This window comes from Massilia forsythiae, assembly GCF_012849555.1.
Lineage (GTDB): Bacteria > Pseudomonadota > Gammaproteobacteria > Burkholderiales > Burkholderiaceae_D > Telluria > Telluria forsythiae.
Map to the genome: position 1 here is coordinate 3,360,948 of NZ_CP051685.1, position 21,617 is coordinate 3,382,564.

The window sequence follows — 21,617 nt, forward strand, 5'->3', positions numbered from 1 at the left end:
AGTATTTGACGGATTAAGGTATAATCGCCATTTCCCGCGTGTGCCGTCCGGCACTATCTGCACAATGACCAAATTCGTATTCGTCACTGGCGGCGTCGTGTCATCCCTGGGTAAAGGGATCGCGGCCGCTTCCCTCGCCGCGATCCTCGAATCGCGCGGCCTCAAAGTCACCATGCTCAAGCTCGATCCGTACATCAACGTCGATCCGGGCACCATGAGCCCCACGCAGCACGGCGAAGTGTTCGTCACCGACGACGGCGCCGAGACCGACCTCGACCTCGGCCACTACGAGCGCTTCATCAGCACCCGCATGAAGAAGGTGAACAACTTCACCACCGGCCAGATCTACGAATCGGTGATCCGCAAGGAACGCCGCGGCGAATACCTCGGCAAGACCGTGCAGGTGATCCCGCACATCACCAACGAGATCCAGGACTACATCCGCCGCGGCGCCGAAGGCGTGGACGTGGCGCTGGTCGAGATCGGCGGCACCGTGGGCGACATCGAATCGCTGCCGTTCCTGGAAGCCGCGCGCCAGCTGTCGCTGCGTTCGGGCCGCAAGGGCGCCGCCTTCGTCCACCTGACCCTGGTGCCGTACATCTCGTCGGCCGGCGAACTCAAGACCAAGCCGACCCAGCACTCGGTGCAGAAACTGCGCGAGATCGGCATTTCGCCGAACGCGCTGCTGTGCCGCGCCGACCGCCGCATCCCGGACGACGAGCGCGCCAAGATCTCGCTGTTCGCCAACATCGAAGAGCAGGCCGTGATCTCCGTGTGGGACGTGGACACCATCTACAAGGTGCCGCAGGTGCTGTGCGACCAGGGCCTGGACGACATCATTTTGGAAGCGCTCGGCCTGGAAGCGCCGCCGGCCGACCTGTCGATGTGGACCAAACTCATCCACACGCTGGAACACCCGCAGCACGAAGTCACCATCGGCATGGTCGGCAAGTACGTCGACCTGATCGAATCCTACAAATCGCTGACCGAGGCGCTGCGCCACGCCGGCATCCACACCGAGAGCCGCGTCAACATCGAGTACATCGACTCGGAAGAGATCGAATCGACCGGCTGCGGCCACCTGGCCAAGTACGATGCCATCCTGGTGCCGGGCGGCTTCGGCAAGCGCGGCGTGGAAGGCAAGATCATGGCGGCGCGCTATGCCCGCGAAAACCGGATCCCGTACCTGGGCATCTGCCTGGGCATGCAGGTCGCGCTGATCGAGTACGCGCGCCACATGGCCGGCCTGCCGAACGCCAATTCCACCGAGTTCGATCCGGACACCGAGCAGCCGGTGGTGGCCCTGATCAACGAATGGCAGAACCACGACGGCAAGGTCGAGAAGCGCGACGTGAACTCCGACCTGGGCGGCACCATGCGCCTGGGCGCCCAGACCTGCGCGGTGAACCCGGGCACGCTGGCCGCCGACATCTACGGCAACGTCGTGACCGAGCGCCACCGCCACCGCTACGAAGCCAACAATCACTACCTGCCGAAGGTGGAAGCGGCCGGCTTGATCGTGTCGGCGCGCACCCCGAACGAAGACCTGTGCGAGATCATGGAACTGCCGCGCAGCGGCGCCAACGCGCACCCGTGGTACGTCGGCGTGCAATTCCACCCGGAATTCAAGTCGACCCCGCGCAACGGTCATCCGCTGTTCAGTTCGTTCATCCGTGCGGCCCTGGCGCACCAGGCCGCCAACGCCAACCCGCAGGCGGCCAATGCCCCTGCATTGCAAGGAGACGCGGCATGAAGCTCTGCGGATTCGACGTCGGCCTCGAGCACCCGATCTTCCTGATCGCCGGCACCTGCGTGATCGAATCGCGCCAGATGGCGATGGACACCGCCGGCACGCTCAAGGAAATCACCGGCGCGCTGGGCATCCCGTTCATCTACAAATCCTCGTTCGACAAGGCCAACCGCTCGTCCGGCACCTCGTTCCGCGGTCCGGGCATGGACAAGGGACTGGAGATCCTGGCCGACGTGCGCCGCGAACTCGGCGTGCCGGTGCTGACCGACGTCCACGACGAGGCCATGATCCCGCAGGTGGCGAGCGTGGTGGACGTGCTGCAGACGCCCGCGTTCCTGTGCCGCCAGACCGACTTCATCAACGCCTGCGCGCGTTCGGGCAAGCCGGTCAACATCAAGAAGGGCCAGTTCCTGGCGCCGGGCGACATGAAGAACGTGATCGACAAGGCACGCGCGGCCGCAAAAGCCGCCGGCCTGCCGGAAGACAGCTTCATGGCGTGCGAACGCGGCGCCTCGTTCGGCTACAACAACCTGGTGTCCGACATGCGCTCGCTCGCCATCATGCGCGAATCGAACTGCCCGGTGGTGTTCGACGCCACCCACTCGGTGCAGCTGCCGGGCGGGCAGGGCACCTCGTCGGGCGGCCAGCGCGAGCACGTGCCGGTACTGGCGCGCGCCGCGGTGGCGGCCGGCGTGGCGGGCCTGTTCATGGAAACCCATCCCGACCCGGCGTGCGCGCTGTCGGACGGCCCGAATGCGGTGCCGCTGGGACGCATGAAGGAACTGCTGACGACGCTGGTCGACATCGACCGTATCGTCAAGAAGGCGGGCTTCATGGAAGCCGGCTTCGCATAACGAAACGTAGAACCACGAACCTATGCACGTCGTCCCCGCGCAGGCGGGGACCCATACCGAGTTTCCACTGTCGATCACGTCGAACAACTGTCAACGGAACGACTTCGGCAACTCAGCATGGGCCCCCGCCTCCGCGGGGGCGACGGGAGCGTACCGTGCGGCTTGGTGCGCCTGAATCGATTCCTTACTCTTTCTGGAGACTGAAACACCATGAGTGCTATCGTTGATATCATCGGCCGCGAAATCATCGACTCGCGCGGCAATCCGACCGTCGAGTGCGATGTGCTGCTGGAGTCGGGCGTGATGGGCCGCGCCGCCGTGCCGTCGGGCGCATCCACCGGTTCGCGCGAAGCGATCGAACTGCGCGACGGCGACCCCAAGCGCTATTTCGGCAAGGGTGTGCTGCAAGCCTGCGAAAACATCAATACCGAGATCAGCGAAGCCATCATGGGCCTGGACGCCAACGAGCAGGCCTTCCTGGACCGCACCCTGATCGACCTGGACGGCACCGAGAACAAGAGCCGCCTGGGCGCCAACGCCATGCTGGCCGTGTCGATGGCCGTGGCCAAGGCCGCCGCCGAGGAAGCCGGCCTGCCGCTGTACCGCTACTTCGGCGGTTCCGGCGCGATGCAGATGCCGGTGCCGATGATGAACGTCATCAACGGCGGTGCCCACGCCGACAACAACCTGGACATCCAGGAATTCATGATCATCCCGGTCGGCGCACCGTCGTTCAAGGAAGCGATCCGCTACGGCGCCGAGGTGTTCCATACCCTGAAAAAAATCCTGCACAGCAAGAACCTGAACACCGCGGTCGGCGACGAGGGCGGCTTCGCGCCGAGCGTGGCCAACCATGAAGAGGCGATCAAGCTGATCATGCAGGCGATCGAGCAGGCCGGCTACGTGCCGGGCCAGGACATCGCCCTGGGCCTGGACTGCGCCGCCAGCGAGTTCTTCAAGGATGGCAAGTACGTGCTGGAAGGCGAAGGCGGCCTGCAGCTGTCGGCCGAGGACTTCACCAACATCCTGGCGACCTGGTGCGACAAGTACCCGATCATCTCGATCGAGGACGCCATGGCCGAAGGCGACTGGGACGGCTGGAAGATCCTGACCGACCGCCTGGGCAAGCAGGTGCAGCTGGTCGGCGACGACTTGTACGTCACCAACACCAAGATCCTGAAAGAGGGCATCCAGAAGGGCATCGCCAACTCGATCCTCATCAAGATCAACCAGATCGGCACCCTGACCGAGACCTTCGCCGCCATCGAGATGGCCAAGCGCGCCGGCTACACCGCCGTGATCTCGCACCGTTCGGGCGAGACCGAGGATTCGACCATCGCCGACATCGCCGTGGGCCTGAACGCCCTGCAGATCAAGACCGGCTCGATGTCGCGCTCGGACCGCATGGCCAAGTACAACCAGCTGCTGCGCATCGAGGAAGACCTGGGCGACATCGCCAGCTACCCGGGCCGCGAAGCGTTCTACAACCTGAAGTAAGCAGCCCGCAGTACGACTGGGACGCGGTGTGTCCGCCATGTGGCGTGCTGCGCCGCGTCCCTCGATTTCGTTTCCACTCCATGCGCATCATCACCCTTGTCCTGTTCGCCCTGCTGTTGCTGATCCAGTACCCGCTGTGGCTGGGCAAGGGCGGCTGGCTCGCCGTCGCCGACCTGGAAGGCCAGCTCGCCGCCAGCCGCGCCAAGACCGACCAGCTGCACGCGCGTAATGCCAAGCTCGACTCGGAAGTGCGCGACCTGCGCGAGGGCCTGGGCGCGGTGGAAGAGCGCGCGCGCTACGAACTCGGCATGATCAAGCAGAACGAGATCTTCGTGCAGGTGCTGAGGAAGGACGAACACCCGGCCACGATGATGACCGTGCCGCCGCCGGCCCCGCCGCCGAAAACGACCAAGGGCGGCAAGCCCGTCAAGAAAGCCGCGCTCATCCCCGAGGATTGAGCCGCCGCCTCCCTGCACGCCGACGCCGACCATGGCCGACCATCACTCTCATACCGACAACCCCGGGACTCCAGGCGCGCTCGACACGCTGGAAGCCATCGCCGCCTACCTGGCCGCCGCCTTCGAGTGCGGCGACGCCGAATCGCTGGCGCAGGCCCTGGCCGACATCGCGCACGCCGACGGCCTGCCGCACCTGGCCGCCGCCGCCGGCCTGCCGCGCGCCGAACTGGCCGCGGCCCTGGGCGCGGGCGCGATGAGCCTGGACACCACGCTGGCCATCATGAAGGTCATCGACCTGTACCTGCCGGCGCAGCCGGCGCACGGCGCCACCCGCCACTGATCCGTTTGCCACCCTGCCCATCCGGGGCGGACCGTTTGCACGGCGCCGATCCCTTGTTGGTAAAAATACGACATTGTTTCGATCGCAATGATCGATTCCCTGCGCAGCGCACCAGTTACGTCGTAAAGTTGTTTCGGGTAAATTGTTCTGCATAAACGCGATGCTGCATCGGCCGACATGCCCTGCGTCATCGCCCGGTCACGCACGGCTGGAATACTGCCGGGCGGACCGCGGGGGATTTACCCGGCGTCCCATCCACCACAACGACAACGATAGGTAACCGGAAAATGAAAAAAGCATTGATCGCGCTGTTCCTGCTGTCCCCGCTGGTTGTTTTCGCTTCGGAGCAGAGCACCTGCACCACCAACAAGGGCGCTTTTCTCACCGGCAGCGTGACCACCGCGCCGAAGTTCCAGGCCGCCACCCAGACCATCCAGGGCATCCAGGTCTCGCACACCGTGATGTATATCAAGGCCGACCAGGACGGCAAGTCCTACCAGGTGGCGATGGACAACGTGTATGCGTCCGACTACGTCAAGAACGCGACCTCGGTGCCGGCCTCGCTGGCGGCGCTCAAGGCCGGCACGCGCGTCGAAGTGTGCGGCCAGAAGTACTCGGACGGCAGCGGCATCCACTGGGTGCACAATAATTGCGGCGAAACGCCGACCGCCTCGGCGCCGAACGGCTGGGTGAAGACGATCGCCAGCAGCGGCTCGGTGGGCGCCAACCTGGAGCGCAGCCAGGCTTATTGCTACCTGTGGAATTGAGTTGACCGCGACCCGCACGATCGTCTTCGGCAGTGCCGCCGGCGCGTTGGTGCTGGCGGCGGCGCTGGCGTGGCTGCGCGCGCCGGCCGCGGTACGACCGGATGCGCCAGCGGCTGCGGCTGCGCCGGCGCAGGGCGGCGCGCGCTGGCTCGATCCCGCCATGCTGCCGGCCGTCGCGCCGGCGCCGGCGCGCGCCGACTTCGTGACGGCGGACGCCATGCCGATCTACGGCCGCAACGGCCGCCCGGTCGATTTCGGCGGCAAGGATGCGGCGCGCTACATCGACGAGCGTGCCGCCGCCGCGCGTACCGGCGACATGCGCGCCGCCTACCAGCTTTACCAGGCCGCCTCGGCCTGCGCGGCGGCGGCCGAGCCGCTGCCGGAATTCGCCGATCCGGCCCAGGGCGAGACGTTCAGGCGCGAACGCGCGCGCGTGGCCGCGCTGTGCGCCAAGGTGTCGCCGGTCCAGCTGCAGGAGCGCATGCGCTTCCTGGCGCGCGCCGCCGATGCCGGCAACCGCGACGCCCAGATCGATTTCTTCATGGAGGGGCCGGGCGGCAAGCCGGCCGACCCGACGGCCAGCGCCGACGACCCGCAAGTCCAGCAATGGAAGCAGCAGGCCTTGACCTACTTGCAGCAGGCCGGCAACCAGTGCGACCATTTCGCGCTCGGCCTGCTGTCCAACGCCTACGATGCCGGCCAGGTCGTGGCGCGCGATCCGGCGCGCTCGATGGCCTACGCGATCGCCGCCGCCGACGCGCGCCACCGGCCGCTCACCGAACAGCAATTGCGCGAACGCTTCGGCGACGAGGTGGCGCCGGCCGATTTCGCCGCCGGCGTGCAGGCCGGCGCGGCGCTGGCGCACCAGGCTTGTCCGGCCGGCTAGGCGCCGGGCGCCTCCTGGCGCCGCGTATAGCGCGCCGGCGGCGCGCCCACGTGGCGCGCGAAGGCCACGCTGAAGGTGCTGGCGGAGCTGTAGCCGACCCGCTCGGCCACCTCGGCGATGCCGCAGGCGCCGCGTCGCAGCAGGTCCTTGGCCAGCGCCATGCGCCAGGTCAGCAGGTATTGCATCGGCGCCATGCCGACGGCGAGGCTGAAGCGCTCGAAGAACGCCGAGCGCGACAGCGCGGCTTCCTGCGCCAGCTCGGCCACGGTCCAGGCCCGCGCCGGCGCCTCGTGCAGGCGTCGCAGCGCGCCCGCCAGGCGGGCATCGGCCAGGCCGCGCACCAGCCCGGACGAGGCCGCCGTGCCGGCCGTCGAGCGCAGTGCCTCGATCAGCAGCACTTCCAGCAGGCGCGCCATCACCACCTCGCGCGCCGGCCGCCTGGCGCGCGCTTCGTCATCGACCAGCTGCACCAGCGTGGCCAGTCTCGGTGCGTCGCGCACGTGCACCAGGCGTGGCAACAATGACACCAGCAGCGCCGCGTCCGGCGAGCCGAACACGCAATGGCCGATGATGTAGCGCACGTCGGGTAGGCCATCCGCAGCGCCCAGGCGGAATTCGCCGGGACCCAGCATCACCGGATCCATACCGAAGGCCTCGACGCCCGGCTGCTCCATGCTCGACATGGCGAAGTCGTAGGTCGCCGGAACCAGAACGAAGTCGCCTGCTTGCAGCACCAGGGGCGGGGCGCCTTCCACCGCCAGGCGGCAGGCGCCGTCGAGTATCACGCAATACGATGGCTGCCCGGTCTCGGCGCGGCGCACGCCCCAGCGGCCGGCGCCGCCGACGATCTTGGTGTAGCGCACACCCGGCTGCAGCAGGCCGACCACTTCGGCCAATGGATCGATCATTCCTGGACGCTCGCAAATGAATTCCGGACTGGCGATTGTAGTCCGTCCAGGCCGGCTCGCCTATAGTTGCGGCACCTTTACCAAACCAGGGAGTCCCTCATGCAAACCGTTTTGATTACCGGATGCTCGTCCGGTTTCGGCCTGGAGACCGCGCGCCTGTTCCTGGAACGCGGCTGGCGCGTCGTCGCCACCATGCGCGACCCGGACCCCGCCGTGCTGCCGCCATCCGAGCGCCTGCGCGTGCTGGCGCTGGACGTGACCGATGCCGCCGGCATCCGCGCCGCCATCGAAGCCGCCGGCCCGCTCGACGCGCTGGTGAACAATGCCGGCATCGGCGTGCTGTATCCGCTGGAAGGCATCGCCATGGACACCGCGCGTGCCGTGCTGGAAGCCAACACGCTGGGCACCATTGCCATGACGCAGGCCGTGCTGCCGGGCATGCGCGCGCGCCGCGCCGGCGTGATCGTCAACGTGACCTCGAGCGTGACCTTGAAACCCTTGCCGCTGCTGTCGGTGTACACCGCCAGCAAGGCTGCCGTGAACGCCTTCACGGAGTCGCTGGCACTGGAACTGGCACCGCTCGGTATCCGCGCGCGCCTGGTGCTGCCGGGACGATCGCCCGGAACACGCTTCGGCGAGAATGCGCGCGGGCGCATGCAGGGGAACATGCCAGAAGACTATGCGCCGCTGCTGGACGCGGTGATTGCCGGCGTGCGCGGCGGCGGGCCGGTGACGCATGCGCGCGACGTGGCCGAGGCCGTCTGGCGCGCGGTGATGGACCCGGCCGCGCCGATGCGGATACCGGCCGGCGAAGATGCGCAGGCGCTTGCCGCATCATCGTGAGCGCGGCTGCCGGCGCGGGCCGGCAGGGCGGAAGCGGCGCCGGCGTCCTGCCGTCGTGTGCGACAACAGGGACGCCGGCAACGCGTTGGCGGACGATTGCCCGCCGACGGGTGTTACGCGGAAACGCCGTATCAGCCCTGGACGCCGCCGGCGCCGTTCTCCAAGAAGGAGCGCAGCATCCACGCATTCTTTTCGTGGATTTCCATGCGGTCGCTCAGCATGCCGGCGCTCGGCTGGTCGCTCGCTTCGTCGGCGATGCGGAAGGCGCTGCGCACCGTGCGGATCACGGCTTCCTGGCCGTCGACCAGTTGGCGGATCATTTCCTGGGCATTCGGCACGCCGGCTTCTTCCCTGATCGACGACAGTTCGGCGTAGCGCTTGTACGTGCCCGGCGCGAAATGGCCCAGTGCGCGGATGCGCTCGGCGATGTCGTCCAGCGCGGTCCACAGTTCGGTGTACTGCTCCTGGAACATGGTATGCAGGGTCTGGAACATCGGACCGGTCACGTTCCAGTGGAAGTTGTGGGTCTTCAGGTACAGCATGTAGCTGTCGGCCAGCACGTGCGACAGGGCGTCGGCGATTTTTGCGCGGTCTTCGGTGGTGATGCCGATATCGATATTCATGTTGGTTTTCCTTTTTCGATAGACGTTGACAATCAATTGGTGTTGCTCGATTGGTATAAGCTTATCACCAATTGTGACATCCCGTTGCGCATATTTCCAATGATGCGGATAGGGGAAATCGATGGCTGGGCGGTGGAATCGTCGCTGGAATCGTAGGGTGGACGGGTCTCCCGTCCACGCTACTTCTAATCAATGTTTTACGGCGGACACCGGCGCCACCGCATCGGCGGTGGTATCGGTGGCGAACAGCTGCGCGCAGTCGACCGCGTCGAAGGCGTAGTGCTTGCCGCAGAAGTCGCAATTGATGCCCAGCTGGCCCAGGTCGGCCAGCGCCGATTCGACTTCGTCGCGGCCCAGCATCTTGAGCATGTTGCCGACCTTTTCGCGCGAGCAGGTGCAGTGGAACACCGGGTGCAGCGGCTCGAACACGCGGATCGTCTCTTCCCAGAACAGGCGGTTCAGCAGGGTCGGCACGTCGGTGTTCAACAGCTCCTCGCGCTTGAGGGTTGCGCCCAGCATGCCGGCGCGGGTCCAGGTCTCAAGGTCTTCTTCCTCGCTGGCCTGGGCCACCTGGCCCTCGATCGCGCTGTTGCGCGGCAGCTTTTGCAGCAGCAGGCCGCGCGCCACGTTGTCGTCCGCCGCCAGCCACAGCTTGGTTTCCATCTGTTCCGAGCGCAGCATGTAGTTCTCGATGACGGTCGCGATGTCGTCGCCATCCAGCGGCACCACGCCCTGGTATGGCTGCTGGCCCGGCACCTTGTCCTGCGGATCGAGCGTGATCACGAAGCGGCCATGGCCGCCCACGTTGAGCAGGTCGGTCAGGCTGGCGTCGTCGGCCACGTTCGCATCCGGCGCCAGCTTGGCGGTGGCGCGCAGGCGCAGTTCGGCATCGCACTCGACCACCAGCAGGCGCACCGGACCGTCGCCGTGGATCTGCATCACGATGGAACCGTTGAACTTCAGGTTGGCCGACAGCAGCGCGGCCGCGGCGACCATCTCGCCCAGCAAGCCCTTGACTGCGGCAGGGTAGTCGTGGCGCGCCTGGATCTCGCGCCATGCATTGGAGATTTCGATCAGCTCGCCGCGTACGGCGCCGTTGTCGAAGATGAATTTTTGCAGGATGTCCTTGCTGGTATCAGTCGTCATTCTTTATCCGATTTTCTTGAGTTCCGCCTTGAAGCGCCGGCCGCGCTCGACATAGCCGGCGGCGTTGGCCTGCAGCCGCAGCAGGTCGTCTTGCGTCAATGTACGTACCGCTTTGGCCGGCGATCCCAGGATCAGCGTGTTGTCCGGGAACGTCTTGCCTTCCGTGACCAGGGCGCCGGCGCCGACCAGGCAACCCTTGCCGATCACGGCGCCGTTCAGCAGCACCGCCTGGATGCCGATCAGCGCGCCGTCGCCCACCGTGCAGCCGTGCAGCATGGCCTGGTGACCGATGGTCACGCCCTTGCCGATGACCAGCGGGTAGCCCATGTCGGTATGCATTACCGTGCCTTCCTGCACGTTGCTGTCCGCGCCGATCGTGATGCGCTCGTTGTCGCCGCGGATCGTCACCCCGGACCAGACCGAGGCGTTGGCCTCGACGGTCACCTTGCCGATCAGGGTGGCGGAATCGGCGACGTAGGCCGACGCATCGATCTCGGGCGCATGCTCGCCCAGCTGGTAAATCGCCATGGATGTGCTCGCAATAGGGTTGAAGACAGGGGTGAAAAGGCAGCCGCTATTTTACGCCCTTGCGTCCGCCATCGTCCGGCAAGCGCCGCAGATGGGGACGCGTACGCGGATTGCAAGCGCCGCGGCGCGGGCAGGGGGGCAGCCGCCCGGATGCTGGACCGGTATCGCCGCTTTGTGTAAGATGAAGCTTCGAACCGAACGACCGTACTTTTTTGTGAGCAATCTCATGATGCCATCCCGTTCCGAATTCCTGGCCATCCGCGGCCTGCGCATCCACCTGCGCCACTGGGGGCCGCAAGGCGCGCCCAAGCTGTTCATGGCGCATGGCTGGATGGACATGTCGGCTTCGTTCCAGTTCGTGGTCGATGCGCTGCAGGGCGAGTGGCACGTGATCGCGCCCGACTGGCGCGGCTTCGGGCTGAGCGAGCGCGCCGGCGCCGACACCTACTGGTTTCCGGATTACTTCGCCGACCTGGAGGCCATCCTCGACCATTGTGCGCCCGGCGAAGCGGTGAACCTGCTCGGGCACAGCATGGGCGGCAACATCGTCAGCGTGTACGCCGGCATCCGTCCGGAGCGCGTGGCGCGCCTGGTCAACCTGGAAGGTTTCGGTTTGCCGGCCACCAGGCCGGAGCAGGCGCCCGGGCGCTACGCCAGGTGGCTGGAGGAGGTCAAGGCGCCGGCGCCGATGCGCGCCTATGCCAGCCTGGAAGAGGTGGCGGCGCGCCTGCAGAAGACCAATCCGCGCCTGCCGGCCGCGCGCGCCGCCTTCCTGGCGCAGCACTGGGCGGCCCGGAATGCACAAGGGTCGTGGGAAATCCTGGGCGACCCCGCGCACAAGATGACCAGTCCGCTGCTGTACCAGGCGGAAGAGGTGATGGCGTGCTGGCGCCGCATCACCGCGCCGGTACTGTGGGTCGAGGCTGAGCACACCGACATGTGGCGCTGGATGGGGCCGAAGGAACACGCGCGCGCCGAGGTCGACCGCCGCCTGGCGCAGGTGCCCGACGTCACCCCGCGCATGATGCCGGATGCCGGCCACATGCTGCACCACGACCAGCCGCAACTGCTGGCGCGCATGATCGAGGAATTCCTGGCGCAGCCACGACGTTCGGCGGCGGAGGCGGCCTGAGGGTTGGAGGGAGCGGCGCCCGTGCGGAGGGCGGCTCGACCATCCGCCAAGCCGTTCGCGATCCCGCCGATGGGCGTACAATGAAGGCGTCGCGCCCATCCGTTCACCCCTGTTCCCGCCGGTCTTCATCATGCTGAAAGTCGATCTCCACTGCCATTCCAACATCTCCGACGGCGTGCTGGCGCCCCCTGCCGTGGCCGCCTACGCGCGCAAGGGCGGCGTCGATGTGTGGGCGCTGACCGACCACGACGAGGTCGGCGGCATCAAGGCCGCGCGCCGCGCCGCGCAGGAGCAGGGCATGCGCTTCGTGGCCGGCGTCGAGATCTCCGTGACCTGGGCCAATGAGACCATCCACGTGGTCGGCCTGCAGGTGGACGAGGACGAGGCGCGCCTGGTGGCCGGCCTGGCCGCGACCCGGCACGGGCGCGACCAGCGCGGGCGCGAAATGGCGGCCCAGCTGGAAAAGGCCGGCATCCCCGGCGCCTACGAGGGCGCGCTGAAGTACGTCGCCAACCCGGACCTGCTGTCGCGCACCCACTTCGCACGCTACCTGTGCGAGATCGGCGCCTGCAGCACCACCTCCGAAGTGTTCCGGCGCTACCTGACCGAAGGCCGGCCCGGCTACGTGCCGCACCGCTGGGCCACGCTGGCCGATACCATGGGCTGGATCCGCGGCGCCGGCGGCATCCCGGTGATCGCCCACCCGGGGCGCTACCGCTTCTCGAAGACCGCCGAGGGCGCGCTGTTCGACGAATTCAAGCAACTCGGCGGCAACGCCATCGAGGTGGTCACCGGCAGCCACACGCCGGACCAGTACGCCACCTACGCGGAAGTGGCGCGCCGCTACGGCTTCCTGGCCTCGCGCGGCACCGACTTCCACGCGCCGGGCGAGGCGCGGGTCGAATTCGACAAGCTGGCGCCGCTGCCGGCGGGAGTGACGCCGGTGTGGCATGACTGGTTTTGAGCGTTCCGTGTACTGGTCGACACCATGCTCGTCTGTAGCCGAGCGTCGTCCCCGCGCAGGCGGGGACCCAAGCTTACCTTTCTGAAAACGTCAACTGACGATTCACCGTAGCGATCGTCGGAGCCGTTGCATGGGCCCCCGCCTGCGCGGGGACGACGACACTTGAATTTTCGGCATCTCGCCCCTATCTTGACGGTTTTCCATTCATCCCCATAGGGGAGGCAATGACCCAATATTTCGAAATCCATCCGCTCAACCCGCAAGTCCGCCTGCTGCGACAGGCGGCCCAGATCATCCAGTCGGGCGGCATCGTGGCGGCGCCGACCGATTCCGCCTATGCGCTGGTATGCCGCCTCGACGACAAGGCCGCGGTCGAGAAGCTGCGCCGTATCCGCGGCGTCGACGACAAGCACCACCTGACGTTGCTGGTACGCGACCTGTCCGAGATCGCCCAGTACGCGCGCGTCGACAACCAGCAGTACCGCCAACTGAAGTCGGTCTTGCCCGGCCCGTACACCGTGATCCTGGAAGCCACGCGCGAATTGCCGCGCCGGCTGTCGCACCCGTCGCGCAAGACCATCGGCATCCGCGTGCCGGAAAACCCCATCCTGCTCGGCCTGCTGGAAGAACTGGGCGAGCCGCTGATCGGCACCACGCTGCAATTGCCGGACGACGACCACATGCTGTCCGATCCGGAAGAAGTGCGCGAGCGCCTCGACAAGCAGATCGACCTGGTCATCGACGGCGGCGCCGGCACGCTGGAGGCGACCACCGTCGTCGACCTGACCGGTCCGGAAGCGGTGCTGCTGCGCGAAGGCCGCGGCGATCCGTCGGTGTTCGGCCTGTAGCCGCGGGCGCCGCTGCACCGGGCGCCGCTGCGGCGGCGGCCGTGCAAAGTGCAGGACCATGCGCCGGCTTAACCGCAGCTTAAACGGCGCTCGAATTGCTTAGCGGCCATTGGCCGAATAATGCCCGGTGCGTGGGCTCTGTTAGAATCCCGCGTTATGGATGAACTTATACGCAACCTGGCGGTCTACGCACTGCCTGTCCTCTTTGCGCTGACGATGCACGATGCCGCGCAGGCTTTCGTCGCACGGCATTTCGGCGACAATACCGCCCACGCAGCTGGCCGCACCACGCTCAATCCGCTGGCCCATATCGATCCGCTCGGCACGGTGGTGATCCCGGCGATCATGTACGTGACGGTCGGCTTCGTGTTCGGCTATGCCAAGCCTTTGCCGATGAACTATGGGCAGATGCGCAATCCGAAGCGCGACATGGCCTGGGTCGCCTTGTCCGGTCCGGCCGCCAACTTCGTGATGGCGCTGATGTGGATGGTGCTGGCGGTCCTGCTGCAGTATTTCCACGTGGACGAGTCGTTCCCGAACCTGGTGGCCAGCGCCGGCGTGAAGACCAACCTATGGCTGATGGCGTTCAACCTGCTGCCAATCCCGTCGATGGACGGCGGCCGCGTATTGTTCGCGGTCTTGCCGCACAAGCTGGCGTACCAGTATGCGCGCCTGGAACCCTACGGTTTCATCATCTTGCTGGTGCTGATCCTGCTGAAGATCGTGCAGGTCTGGCTGGGGATCGTGTGGGGCGTCGGCCAGCAACTGCTGGAATGGATCGTCACGCCGCTGATCATTCTGCTGAGCTGAGCTGAGCTGAGCTGAGCTGAGCGGCCGCTCGGCCGACCTGCGCCGCGTGCGCCGACCACAGGGATGGAACATCACATGAATCATGCCGTTGCCGACAATCCTTCCGCCTGGGTGCGGCGCTGGGCGCCGCTGATCCGCACCGGCGAAGTGCTCGACCTGGCTTGCGGGGCAGGGCGACATGCGCGCCTGCTGGCGGCGATGGGCCATACCGTCATCGCCCTCGACCGCGATGCCGCCGCGCTGGCGGCGATCGCTGCCGGCGCACACGGCGACGACATCGCCACCGTCGAATACGACCTGGAAGCGCCCGGCAGCGCCTGGCCGTTCGCGCCGCGCAGCCTGTCCGGCATCGTGGTCACGAATTACCTGTACCGGCCGCTGCTGCCGCCGATCACGGCGTCGCTGGCGCCAAACGGCGTCTTGATCTACGAAACCTTTGCGCGCGGCAATGAGGCCTTCGGCAAGCCGTCGAATCCGGACTTTTTGTTGATGCCCGGCGAGCTGATCGGCGTGGCCGGCCGCTCGGGCCTGCGCGTGGTCGCGTTCGAGGATGGCGCGCTGGAATCGCCGAAGCCGGCGCGCGTGCAGCGCCTGTGCGCGGTGGGTCCGGCCTTCGACCTGGGCGGTGCCCGGCTCGACCATTTATCTGGGCGCGAATGACCCATAAGGGCGGGGTATCCGCTACAATCCAAGTTTTATTTATTAACGGCACGGTCCACTGATTATGATTAAGGGCAGCATAGTAGCAATCGTCACGCCGATGTTCGAGGACGGCAGCCTGGACAAGGACAGCCTGCGCAAGCTGATCGACTGGCACGTGGCCGAGGGGACGGATGGCCTGGTCATCGTCGGCACCACCGGCGAATCGGCCACCGTCAGCCCGGACGAACACTGCGAACTGATCCGCCTGACGGTCGAGCACGTTGCCGGCCGCATTCCGGTGATCGCCGGTTCGGGCGGCAACTCGACCGCGGAAGCGATCGCGCTGACCCGCCATGCCAAGGACGTCGGCGCCGACGCTACGCTGCAGGTGGTGCCGTACTACAACCGTCCGACCCAGGAAGGCATGTACCGCCACTTCAAGGCGATCGCCGAAGCGGTGGACATCCCCGTGATCCTCTACAATGTGCCGGGCCGGACCGTGGCCGACATGGCCAACGAGACCGTGGTGCGCTTGGCCGCCGTCGACAACATCGTCGGCATCAAGGATGCGACCGGCAACGTCGGCCGCGGCATCGAACTGCTGCGCGGCGTGGACAAATCGTTCGGCGTGTATTCGGGCGACGACCCGACCGCGATGGCGCTGATGTTCTGTGGCGCCGCCGGCAACATCTCGGTGACCGCCAACGTCGCGCCGCGCGCCATGCACGAGCTGTGCGAAGCGGCCATGGCCGGCGACACCGCCCGTGCCATCGAGATCAACAACCGCGTGCTGGCGCTGCATGCCAAGCTGTTCATTGAACCGAATCCGGTTCCGGTCAAGTGGGCGCTGACCGAAATGGGCAAGATGCCGGCAGGCCTGCGCCTGCCGCTGGCGCCGCTGTCCGCGCAATACCACGACACCGTCCGCGCTGCCCTGCGCGAATCCGGCGTCCTTTGATGAACGGTCTCCTGACCTACTGCTTTAACGATATGACAAATCGCAAGTTCAAGACTCAACGCGCGACCCGCGCCATCGCGCTGACCGCCATGGCATTCAGCCTGGCCGCGTGCACGACGATATTCGAATCGGACAAGGTGGACTACAAGGCGACCAAGAAGGCCGCCCCGCTGGACGTCCCGCCGGACCTGACCCAACTGCAGAAGGACAACCGCTATGCCGTGCCGGACGGCCGCGGCGTCGCCACCGCGTCCGGCTTCCAGCAGCAGCGCAACGGCGGCGCTGCACCCGTCGCCGCCGGCGCGCCTGCCGCGGCGTCCGGCGACACCATCGGTCCGGTCGCGACCGATTCGGTGCATATCGAGCGTGCCGGCAAGCAGCGCTGGCTGGTCGTCAAGCAGACGCCGGAACAGCTGTGGCCGCAACTGGAATCGTTCTGGACCGACGCCGGCTTCACGCTGGAGACCGAATCGGCCCAGACCGGCGTCATGGAAACCAACTGGAACGAAAACCGTTCCAAGATCCCGCAGGATTTCATCCGCCGCACCATCGGCCGCGTGTTCGACTCGGCCTACTCGACCGGCGAGCGCGACAAGTTCCGCACCCGCCTGGAACGCCGTCCGGACGGCGCCACCGAGATCTACATCAGCCACCGCGGCGCCGAGGAAGTGGTGACCGGCGCCCAGCGCGAGACGACGACCTGGACCGCGCGTCCGAACGATCCGGAACTGGAAGCCGAGTTCCTGGGCCGCCTGGTGGCCAAGCTGAACGGCACGCCGGTCAAGCAAGCCGCCTCGATCGTGGCCAACGCGCCGCTGGAACCGCAGCACGCCAAGCTGGACGGCGGCAAGGTCACCGTCGACGAAGGCTTCGACCGCGCCTGGCGCCGCGTCGGCCTGGCGCTGGACCGCGTCGGCTTCACCGTGGAAGACCGCGACCGCGTGCAGGGCATCTATTTCGTGCGCTACGTCGATCCGGATGCGGTCAACAAGGCCGGCTTCTTCAGCAAGCTGTTCGGCTCGGACGACAAGAACAAGGAAGCGCAGCGCTACCGCGTGCTGGTCTCGACCGTGCAGGGCGCGACCAGCAGCGACGTCACCGTGCAGAACAATGACGGCAAGCCGGACGGCACGCCGACCGGCGCCAAGATCCTGCAACTGCTGGCGGACGAACTGAAGTAAGCGGCGTCCGTCGCCAACACGAAACCGGCCTTCGAGGCCGGTTTTTTATTGCCTGCCGACTTGGCGCTTGCCGGGAGGCGGAAGGCGCGCTGGCGAAAACGCAGGCGAAAAAAAAACCGGCCCGAAGGCCGGTTTTAATGAAGCAATGCTGATTACTTCGAAGCGGCCGGAGCAGCGGCAGCAGCAGCAGCGTCGGCAGCCGACGAAGCAGCCGAAGCGGCAGCCGAAGCAGCTGAAGCGGCAGCGTCAGCAGCAGCCGGGTTTGCCGGGGTTGCGGTTGCGTCGGCAGCCGGAACAGCCGGGGTCGCGGTTGCGTCAGCCGGGGTGGTGGTGGTGGTCGTGGTGGTTGCCGGTGCGGTTTCAGCGGCCGGGGTCACGGTGGTGGTTTCTTCTTTTTTGCTGCAGGCGGTCAGGGCAACAGCCAGCAGGGAGACGATCAGCAGAGATTTTTTCATGGTTTTTCCTTAATTAATTCAAAAGAAGTGCATCTGTTGCGATGAATAATTACCGGTAATTATCGCTCGTCAGGAATTCTCGTAGCTTTCATAACTTTGGAAAAAGTGCCTACGGACAACGGGAACCTTCCTAACCCGATATTATAGCCAAATTTACTGAATCGCAACAGAAAACTCGTGTCAAGGTGTAACGATTAATCAGAAGACCAGCCGGCGATTTGTTACAAGATGTGACATAAGTGAAAACACTTATTAGACTCGTATCAAAACCATCCTGGCGACAACTTTTCTCACGTTTTTCTTGATTTCGCGCAAGAAATTGCCAAAAATTGTGCTCTGACCCCGATTTGAAAAACCCAGTGGGTGGATAGGTTTCCCGTCCACGCTTCCGTAGCAAATTTGCGACGCCTGGATGCGACTAGGGGCTGGATGCGTGGACGGCATAGCCGCCCACCCTGCGCCTAAAGGCCGGTAACGGTCGGCGGCAAGGCGGAGCGCGATGCTTCCCAGATGGCGGCAAAACGTGTACGCGGCAAGTCGCTCTCGCCAGGCGCATCGAAAGCCAGCACGCCGCGCGGGTGAGCAGCATGGAAGCGCCGCACCACATGCAGGTTGTCGGCGATGGCGAAGGAATCGGCCAGCTGGCGCAGGTCGCGCGGGGTCTGGCGGCAGGCGGACAGGTGGTCGTAGTCGCGCAGCAGGCGCAGGAAGCGCGGCGCGTGGCGCTCCAGGTGCGCCGTCGAATGCAGCGCCAGGCGCAGCACGCTGCCGCCGTGCAGGAAGCGGCGCAGCAAGGCATCGGTTGCGCTGCTTCCCAGCTCGAACAGGGCGAAGTCCGGGTCGAACAGGTCGAGCGTGGCATGGGCGCGCTCCAGCAACGCGCGCAGCGCCTGCTGGAACCGGGCGCGGCTGTCGAAGTGGACGATGCCTTCCATGCCCGCCATCTTCGCCGTGCCGGCTGGTTCGCCCGGGTCCGTCATCGCGCCTCCCTGCCTTTTGCTTTTCGTATGCGGCTTACGCCAGTTCCAGCCAGCCGTCCTGGTACCAGGTATACAGCGCTTCCAGCACGTCGTCCGACGCCTTGTCGAGCAGGGCGCCTTCCAGGCCGCGCCCGTTGGCCAGCGCGTCCAGCACCGGCTTGTCGGCGCGCCCGACGGCGAACGATTCGCCGTTGATGAACACGTGCTTGCCGCGGTACAGCATCAGCGTCTTGGGCGACAGCGCCAGGCCGCGCCTGGCCGCCTGTTCCATGAAGCGCCCGACCGGCAGCGGTTTCGCCACCGGCGTGAAGAACACGTTGTGCTTCGGCTCGGACAGGTGTTCCCCCAGGAAGATGGTGACGTCTTCCTCGTCCCAGCGCACCTTGTTCAGCTCTTCGGTGACGGTGGTCAGCATCTCGCGCGGGATCTCGGCCGGGTTTTTCGCCGGCTGCAGGCCGGGGTCGGCATAGCGGCCGGGCAGGTCGATCGAATCGGCCATGAACTGCAGGAAGGCTTCGCCCAGTTCCTGGAACGAGGGCGAGCGGAAGCCGATCGAGTAGGTCATGCATTCGCCCTCGGCCACGCCGTCGTGCGCGTAGTGCGGCGGCAGGTACAGCATGTCGCCCGGCTCCAGCACGAATTCCTGTTCCGGCTCGAAATTGGCCAGGATCTTCAGCGGCAAGCCCTCGACCAGGCTCAGGTCCTGCTGCGCGCCGATGCGCCAGCGGCGCTTGCCGTGCGCCTGCAGCAGGAACACGTCGTAGGAATCGAAGTGCGGGCCGACGCCGCCGCCGTCGGTGGCGTAGCTGACCATCAAATCGTCCAGGCGCGCATCCGGCGCGAAGCGGAACTGGCGCAGCAGCGCGTCGGCCTTCGGCTCGACCAGGTTGACGCCTTGTACCAGCATGGTCCATTCGCGCTGGTTGCGCGGCGGCAGTTCGGCCAGCGGGCCGTGCTGCATGTCCCATTGGCCGTCGGCCAGCGTGATCAGGCGCGACTCGACGTGGTTCTGGCGCGCCAGTTCGGCCAGCTTCTCGAACTTCAGCAGCGGCTTGAAATCGGGGATCGCCTGACGGATCAGGAGGGGTTTCTTGTGCCAGTAATCGCGAAGGAACTGGGCGGGAGTGAGGTTCCCGAGGAGCGGTAATTTTTGCATGCGCCATTATACCTACGCCCGCGCCGGGGAAAAATGGTAGTAAGGTTATAATCGAGACCTTATCCAGGAAAGGAAACGCAATGAAGATTGCCCAGAACACGGTCGTTTCGGTCAAGTACAAACTGTCCGATGCCCAGAACAACCTGATCGAAGACGGCGCCCAGCCGATGGTGTACCTGCACGGCGGCTACGAGAACACGCTGCCGAAGATCGAAGAGGAACTGGACGGCAAGGACGTCGGCTACAGCTCGACCATCCAGATCGAGCCGGAAGACGCGTTCGGCGACTACGATCCGGCCCTGCTGAAAGTCGAAGAGCGCAACCGCCTGCCGGAGCCGCTCGAAGTCGGCATGCAGTTCGAAGGCGTGGCCGACGGCGGCGACGACGAGCCGACCATCTTCACCGTCACCGAAGTCGCCGACGACAAGGTCGTGCTGGACGGCAACCACCCGCTGGCCGGCATGGCGCTGCGCTTCGAGCTGGAAGTGCTCGACGTGCGCGCGGCCACCGAGGAAGAAATCGCCCACGGCCACGTGCACGGCGCGCATGGCCACCACCATGGCGACGATCACGGCCATCCGGAAATCGAGGACAACGAGCCGGGCGACCATTTCCGTAGCCAGCCGTTGCAGTGATGTGCGAAGGGGCGCTGTTCTAGCCGAAGCGCCCGTACCGTAAGTGCCGGCACCGTGAAGCGCCGGCAGCGTCGTCCCCGCGCAGGCGGGGACCCATACATCGCCAGCAACAGCGCCTGCTCGGAAGCATCGCGGTACAGCCAGCAAAGCAAATTCTGATGCTCGGCATGGGCCCCCGCCTTCGCGGGGGCGACGGCGCTCACTTCTCCGGCACCGCCAGCGCAAACAGGGTCTTCCCCGCCGGATCCACATCCACCTCCAGTTCCCCCGGCCCGGTCGACAAGTGCCCGACGTTGTCGCGCCATTCGATCGCCGGATGCGCGCCTTTTTCCAGGCGGTTGGCATCCACCATCAGCACCTTGCCCGGGAATTTCTGCGCCAGCGACAGCACCAGGCGCCGCGTCTCGGCAAAGCCGTCGTGGCCGGGCGGCACCGCGCGCCGCAGCAGCGCGCGCAGGCCGGTCGGCTGCGACAGCGCCTTCAGGTCGCCTTCCGAGAACAGCACCACCGCTTCCAGCTTGTCGCGCCGCGCGATGGCGAACAGGCGGTTGAGCCAGAAGCGGTTGGCTACCAGCCGGTCTTCGTATTCGCTGTTGCGCCCGGCATCGGTGAGATAGTGGTTGTTGTTGGCCGGCAGGTTAACGGTGGCGTACAGCACCTTGCCCACCGACCAGTGGGCATTTTCCGCATAGCTGCGAAAGCGCGGGCTCATCGACTGGCGCGTCAGCGCCAGCTTGTGCGTGCCCAGCGTCGACGCTTCCGGGAAGAACAGTTCGCGCACCCGGTTCAGGCGCTCGATCGCATTCGTGCGGCCGGCCGTGTTGCGGCACTCGGTCCAGTCGCTGCCGGCCGGCAGCACCACCATCGGCTTGGGCGCTTCCTCGATCAGGTTGCGGCGGCGCTGGTACAGCTTGTCGCTGCAGGCTTCGCCGGCGCCCTTGATGCCGGCCACCACCACGAACGCGGTCGGCTTGTCGTCGCTGGCGGCGATCGATTGCTTCAGGCGCGCCTCGTCGCCGTCGACGAAGCTGTGGCCGATGACGGCGAAGCGGTAGCCACCGTCGCGCGCTTCCTTCTCGCGTGCCTCCTTTTCGCGGACTTCCTTTTCCTTTGCCGCTTCCCTGGCGTTGCGCTTGGCGGGTGCGCCGGCGGCAATGCCGCAGGCGGCCAGCAGGGCGCTGCCCAGCAGGACGGCGCCCAGCAGCGTGCGCCGCCGGGATTGCAGGATGGCGCCGGAACGGACCCGCGGCATCGGC

At 66.2% G+C, this 21,617-nt stretch carries 24 protein-coding genes; 16 read left to right on the plus strand and 8 right to left on the minus strand.

The genetic code is table 11. The features are described from left to right. Positions 1 to 64 precede the first annotated feature (64 nt). The 7 genes from pyrG (at position 65) to HH212_RS14425 (ending at position 6,552) form a co-directional block, all read left to right on the plus strand. Positions 65 to 1,753 (plus strand): CTP synthase, encoded by a 1,689-nt coding sequence (gene pyrG, locus HH212_RS14395; protein ID WP_170203102.1) that lies wholly within the window; start codon positions 65 to 67, stop codon positions 1,751 to 1,753. Then, the gene (kdsA, locus tag HH212_RS14400) at positions 1,750 to 2,604 is read left to right on the plus strand and encodes a 3-deoxy-8-phosphooctulonate synthase (protein ID WP_170203103.1); all 855 of its coding nucleotides are present in this window, start codon (positions 1,750 to 1,752) and stop codon (positions 2,602 to 2,604) included. Before pyrG ends, kdsA begins: the two co-directional genes overlap by 4 nt. A 210-nt stretch (positions 2,605 to 2,814) precedes the next feature. Then, a complete protein-coding gene (eno, locus tag HH212_RS14405; protein ID WP_170203104.1) occupies positions 2,815 to 4,101 on the plus strand; it encodes a phosphopyruvate hydratase in 1,287 nt (428 codons plus the stop codon). An 80-nt stretch (positions 4,102 to 4,181) separates the two neighbouring features. After that, positions 4,182 to 4,559, plus strand: coding sequence for a cell division protein FtsB (ftsB, locus tag HH212_RS14410; RefSeq protein ID WP_170203105.1), 378 nt, complete (start codon positions 4,182 to 4,184; stop codon positions 4,557 to 4,559). A 31-nt stretch (positions 4,560 to 4,590) separates the two neighbouring features. Then, on the plus strand, positions 4,591 to 4,899 hold the full coding sequence (locus HH212_RS14415) for a hypothetical protein (RefSeq protein WP_170203106.1): 309 nt from the start codon (positions 4,591 to 4,593) through the stop codon (positions 4,897 to 4,899). Positions 4,900 to 5,186: 287 nt separating this feature from the next. Then, entirely contained in the window at positions 5,187 to 5,666 is a 480-nt protein-coding gene (locus HH212_RS14420; RefSeq protein ID WP_170203107.1) for a hypothetical protein, read from the plus strand. Between the two features lies 1 nt (position 5,667). After that, positions 5,668 to 6,552, plus strand: a complete 885-nt coding sequence (locus HH212_RS14425; RefSeq protein ID WP_170203108.1) for a hypothetical protein — start codon at positions 5,668 to 5,670, stop codon at positions 6,550 to 6,552. Here the strand turns inward: HH212_RS14425 and HH212_RS14430 are convergent. Further along, a complete protein-coding gene (locus HH212_RS14430; RefSeq protein WP_170203109.1) occupies positions 6,549 to 7,460 on the minus strand; it encodes an AraC family transcriptional regulator in 912 nt (303 codons plus the stop codon). The two genes, HH212_RS14425 and HH212_RS14430, sit on opposite strands and share 4 nt — an antisense overlap. Before the next feature lie 99 nt (positions 7,461 to 7,559). Between HH212_RS14430 and HH212_RS14435 the strand changes: the two genes are divergently transcribed. Next, positions 7,560 to 8,303, plus strand: coding sequence for an SDR family oxidoreductase (locus HH212_RS14435; protein WP_170203110.1), 744 nt, complete (start codon positions 7,560 to 7,562; stop codon positions 8,301 to 8,303). Positions 8,304 to 8,434: 131 nt separating this feature from the next. Here the strand turns inward: HH212_RS14435 and HH212_RS14440 are convergent, their stop codons facing one another. The 3 genes from HH212_RS14440 to HH212_RS14450 all read right to left on the minus strand — a co-directional run bounded on the left by HH212_RS14440 (position 8,435) and on the right by HH212_RS14450 (position 10,600). After that, on the minus strand, positions 8,435 to 8,926 hold the full coding sequence (locus HH212_RS14440; RefSeq protein ID WP_170203111.1) for a Dps family protein: 492 nt from the start codon (positions 8,924 to 8,926) through the stop codon (positions 8,435 to 8,437). A gap of 189 nt (positions 8,927 to 9,115) precedes the next feature. After that, positions 9,116 to 10,072 carry an Hsp33 family molecular chaperone HslO gene (hslO, locus tag HH212_RS14445; RefSeq protein ID WP_170203112.1) on the minus strand — a complete coding sequence of 319 codons (957 nt, stop codon included), beginning with the start codon at positions 10,070 to 10,072 and terminating at the stop codon, positions 9,116 to 9,118. A gap of 3 nt (positions 10,073 to 10,075) precedes the next feature. Further along, entirely contained in the window at positions 10,076 to 10,600 is a 525-nt protein-coding gene (locus HH212_RS14450) for a gamma carbonic anhydrase family protein (RefSeq protein ID WP_170203113.1), read from the minus strand. Positions 10,601 to 10,826: 226 nt separating this feature from the next. On the opposite strand from HH212_RS14450, the gene HH212_RS14455 reads away from it, so the two are divergent. From HH212_RS14455 to bamC, 7 genes are all read left to right on the plus strand, one after another. After that, positions 10,827 to 11,732 carry an alpha/beta fold hydrolase gene (locus HH212_RS14455; protein WP_170203114.1) on the plus strand — a complete coding sequence of 302 codons (906 nt, stop codon included), beginning with the start codon at positions 10,827 to 10,829 and terminating at the stop codon, positions 11,730 to 11,732. 130 nt (positions 11,733 to 11,862) lie between these two features. Next, positions 11,863 to 12,696: a 3',5'-nucleoside bisphosphate phosphatase gene (locus HH212_RS14460; protein ID WP_170203115.1), complete on the plus strand. Its 834-nt coding sequence runs from the start codon at positions 11,863 to 11,865 to the stop codon at positions 12,694 to 12,696. 224 nt (positions 12,697 to 12,920) lie between these two features. Then, positions 12,921 to 13,544 (plus strand): L-threonylcarbamoyladenylate synthase, encoded by a 624-nt coding sequence (locus tag HH212_RS14465; RefSeq protein ID WP_170203116.1) that lies wholly within the window; start codon positions 12,921 to 12,923, stop codon positions 13,542 to 13,544. Between the two features lie 156 nt (positions 13,545 to 13,700). Further along, the gene (locus HH212_RS14470) at positions 13,701 to 14,354 is read left to right on the plus strand and encodes a site-2 protease family protein (RefSeq protein ID WP_170203117.1); all 654 of its coding nucleotides are present in this window, start codon (positions 13,701 to 13,703) and stop codon (positions 14,352 to 14,354) included. Between the two features lie 75 nt (positions 14,355 to 14,429). Continuing rightward, positions 14,430 to 15,014 carry a methyltransferase domain-containing protein gene (locus HH212_RS14475; RefSeq protein ID WP_170203118.1) on the plus strand — a complete coding sequence of 195 codons (585 nt, stop codon included), beginning with the start codon at positions 14,430 to 14,432 and terminating at the stop codon, positions 15,012 to 15,014. Positions 15,015 to 15,078: 64 nt separating this feature from the next. Beyond that, positions 15,079 to 15,954, plus strand: a complete 876-nt coding sequence (dapA, locus tag HH212_RS14480) for a 4-hydroxy-tetrahydrodipicolinate synthase (protein ID WP_170203119.1) — start codon at positions 15,079 to 15,081, stop codon at positions 15,952 to 15,954. Between the two features lie 89 nt (positions 15,955 to 16,043). After that, positions 16,044 to 17,135, plus strand: a complete 1,092-nt coding sequence (gene bamC, locus HH212_RS14485) for an NlpB/DapX family lipoprotein (protein WP_170203120.1) — start codon at positions 16,044 to 16,046, stop codon at positions 17,133 to 17,135. Between the two features lie 152 nt (positions 17,136 to 17,287). Here bamC and HH212_RS14490 read toward each other — a convergent pair whose 3' ends face one another. The 3 genes from HH212_RS14490 to HH212_RS14500 all read right to left on the minus strand — a co-directional run bounded on the left by HH212_RS14490 (position 17,288) and on the right by HH212_RS14500 (position 19,726). Continuing rightward, complete coding sequence (locus HH212_RS14490) at positions 17,288 to 17,590, minus strand: hypothetical protein (RefSeq protein ID WP_170203121.1); 303 nt, start codon at positions 17,588 to 17,590, stop codon at positions 17,288 to 17,290. A 461-nt stretch (positions 17,591 to 18,051) separates the two neighbouring features. Beyond that, entirely contained in the window at positions 18,052 to 18,570 is a 519-nt protein-coding gene (locus HH212_RS14495) for a DUF7931 domain-containing protein (protein ID WP_229217283.1), read from the minus strand. A 34-nt stretch (positions 18,571 to 18,604) separates the two neighbouring features. Continuing rightward, a complete protein-coding gene (locus HH212_RS14500) occupies positions 18,605 to 19,726 on the minus strand; it encodes a cupin domain-containing protein (RefSeq protein ID WP_170203122.1) in 1,122 nt (373 codons plus the stop codon). Between the two features lie 80 nt (positions 19,727 to 19,806). Between HH212_RS14500 and HH212_RS14505 the strand changes: the two genes are divergently transcribed. Next, on the plus strand, positions 19,807 to 20,361 hold the full coding sequence (locus tag HH212_RS14505; protein WP_170203123.1) for an FKBP-type peptidyl-prolyl cis-trans isomerase: 555 nt from the start codon (positions 19,807 to 19,809) through the stop codon (positions 20,359 to 20,361). Positions 20,362 to 20,560: 199 nt separating this feature from the next. On the opposite strand, the gene HH212_RS14510 is transcribed toward HH212_RS14505, so the two are convergent. Then, positions 20,561 to 21,613 (minus strand): hypothetical protein, encoded by a 1,053-nt coding sequence (locus tag HH212_RS14510; RefSeq protein ID WP_170203124.1) that lies wholly within the window; start codon positions 21,611 to 21,613, stop codon positions 20,561 to 20,563. Between the last annotated feature and the right edge of the window lie 4 nt (positions 21,614 to 21,617).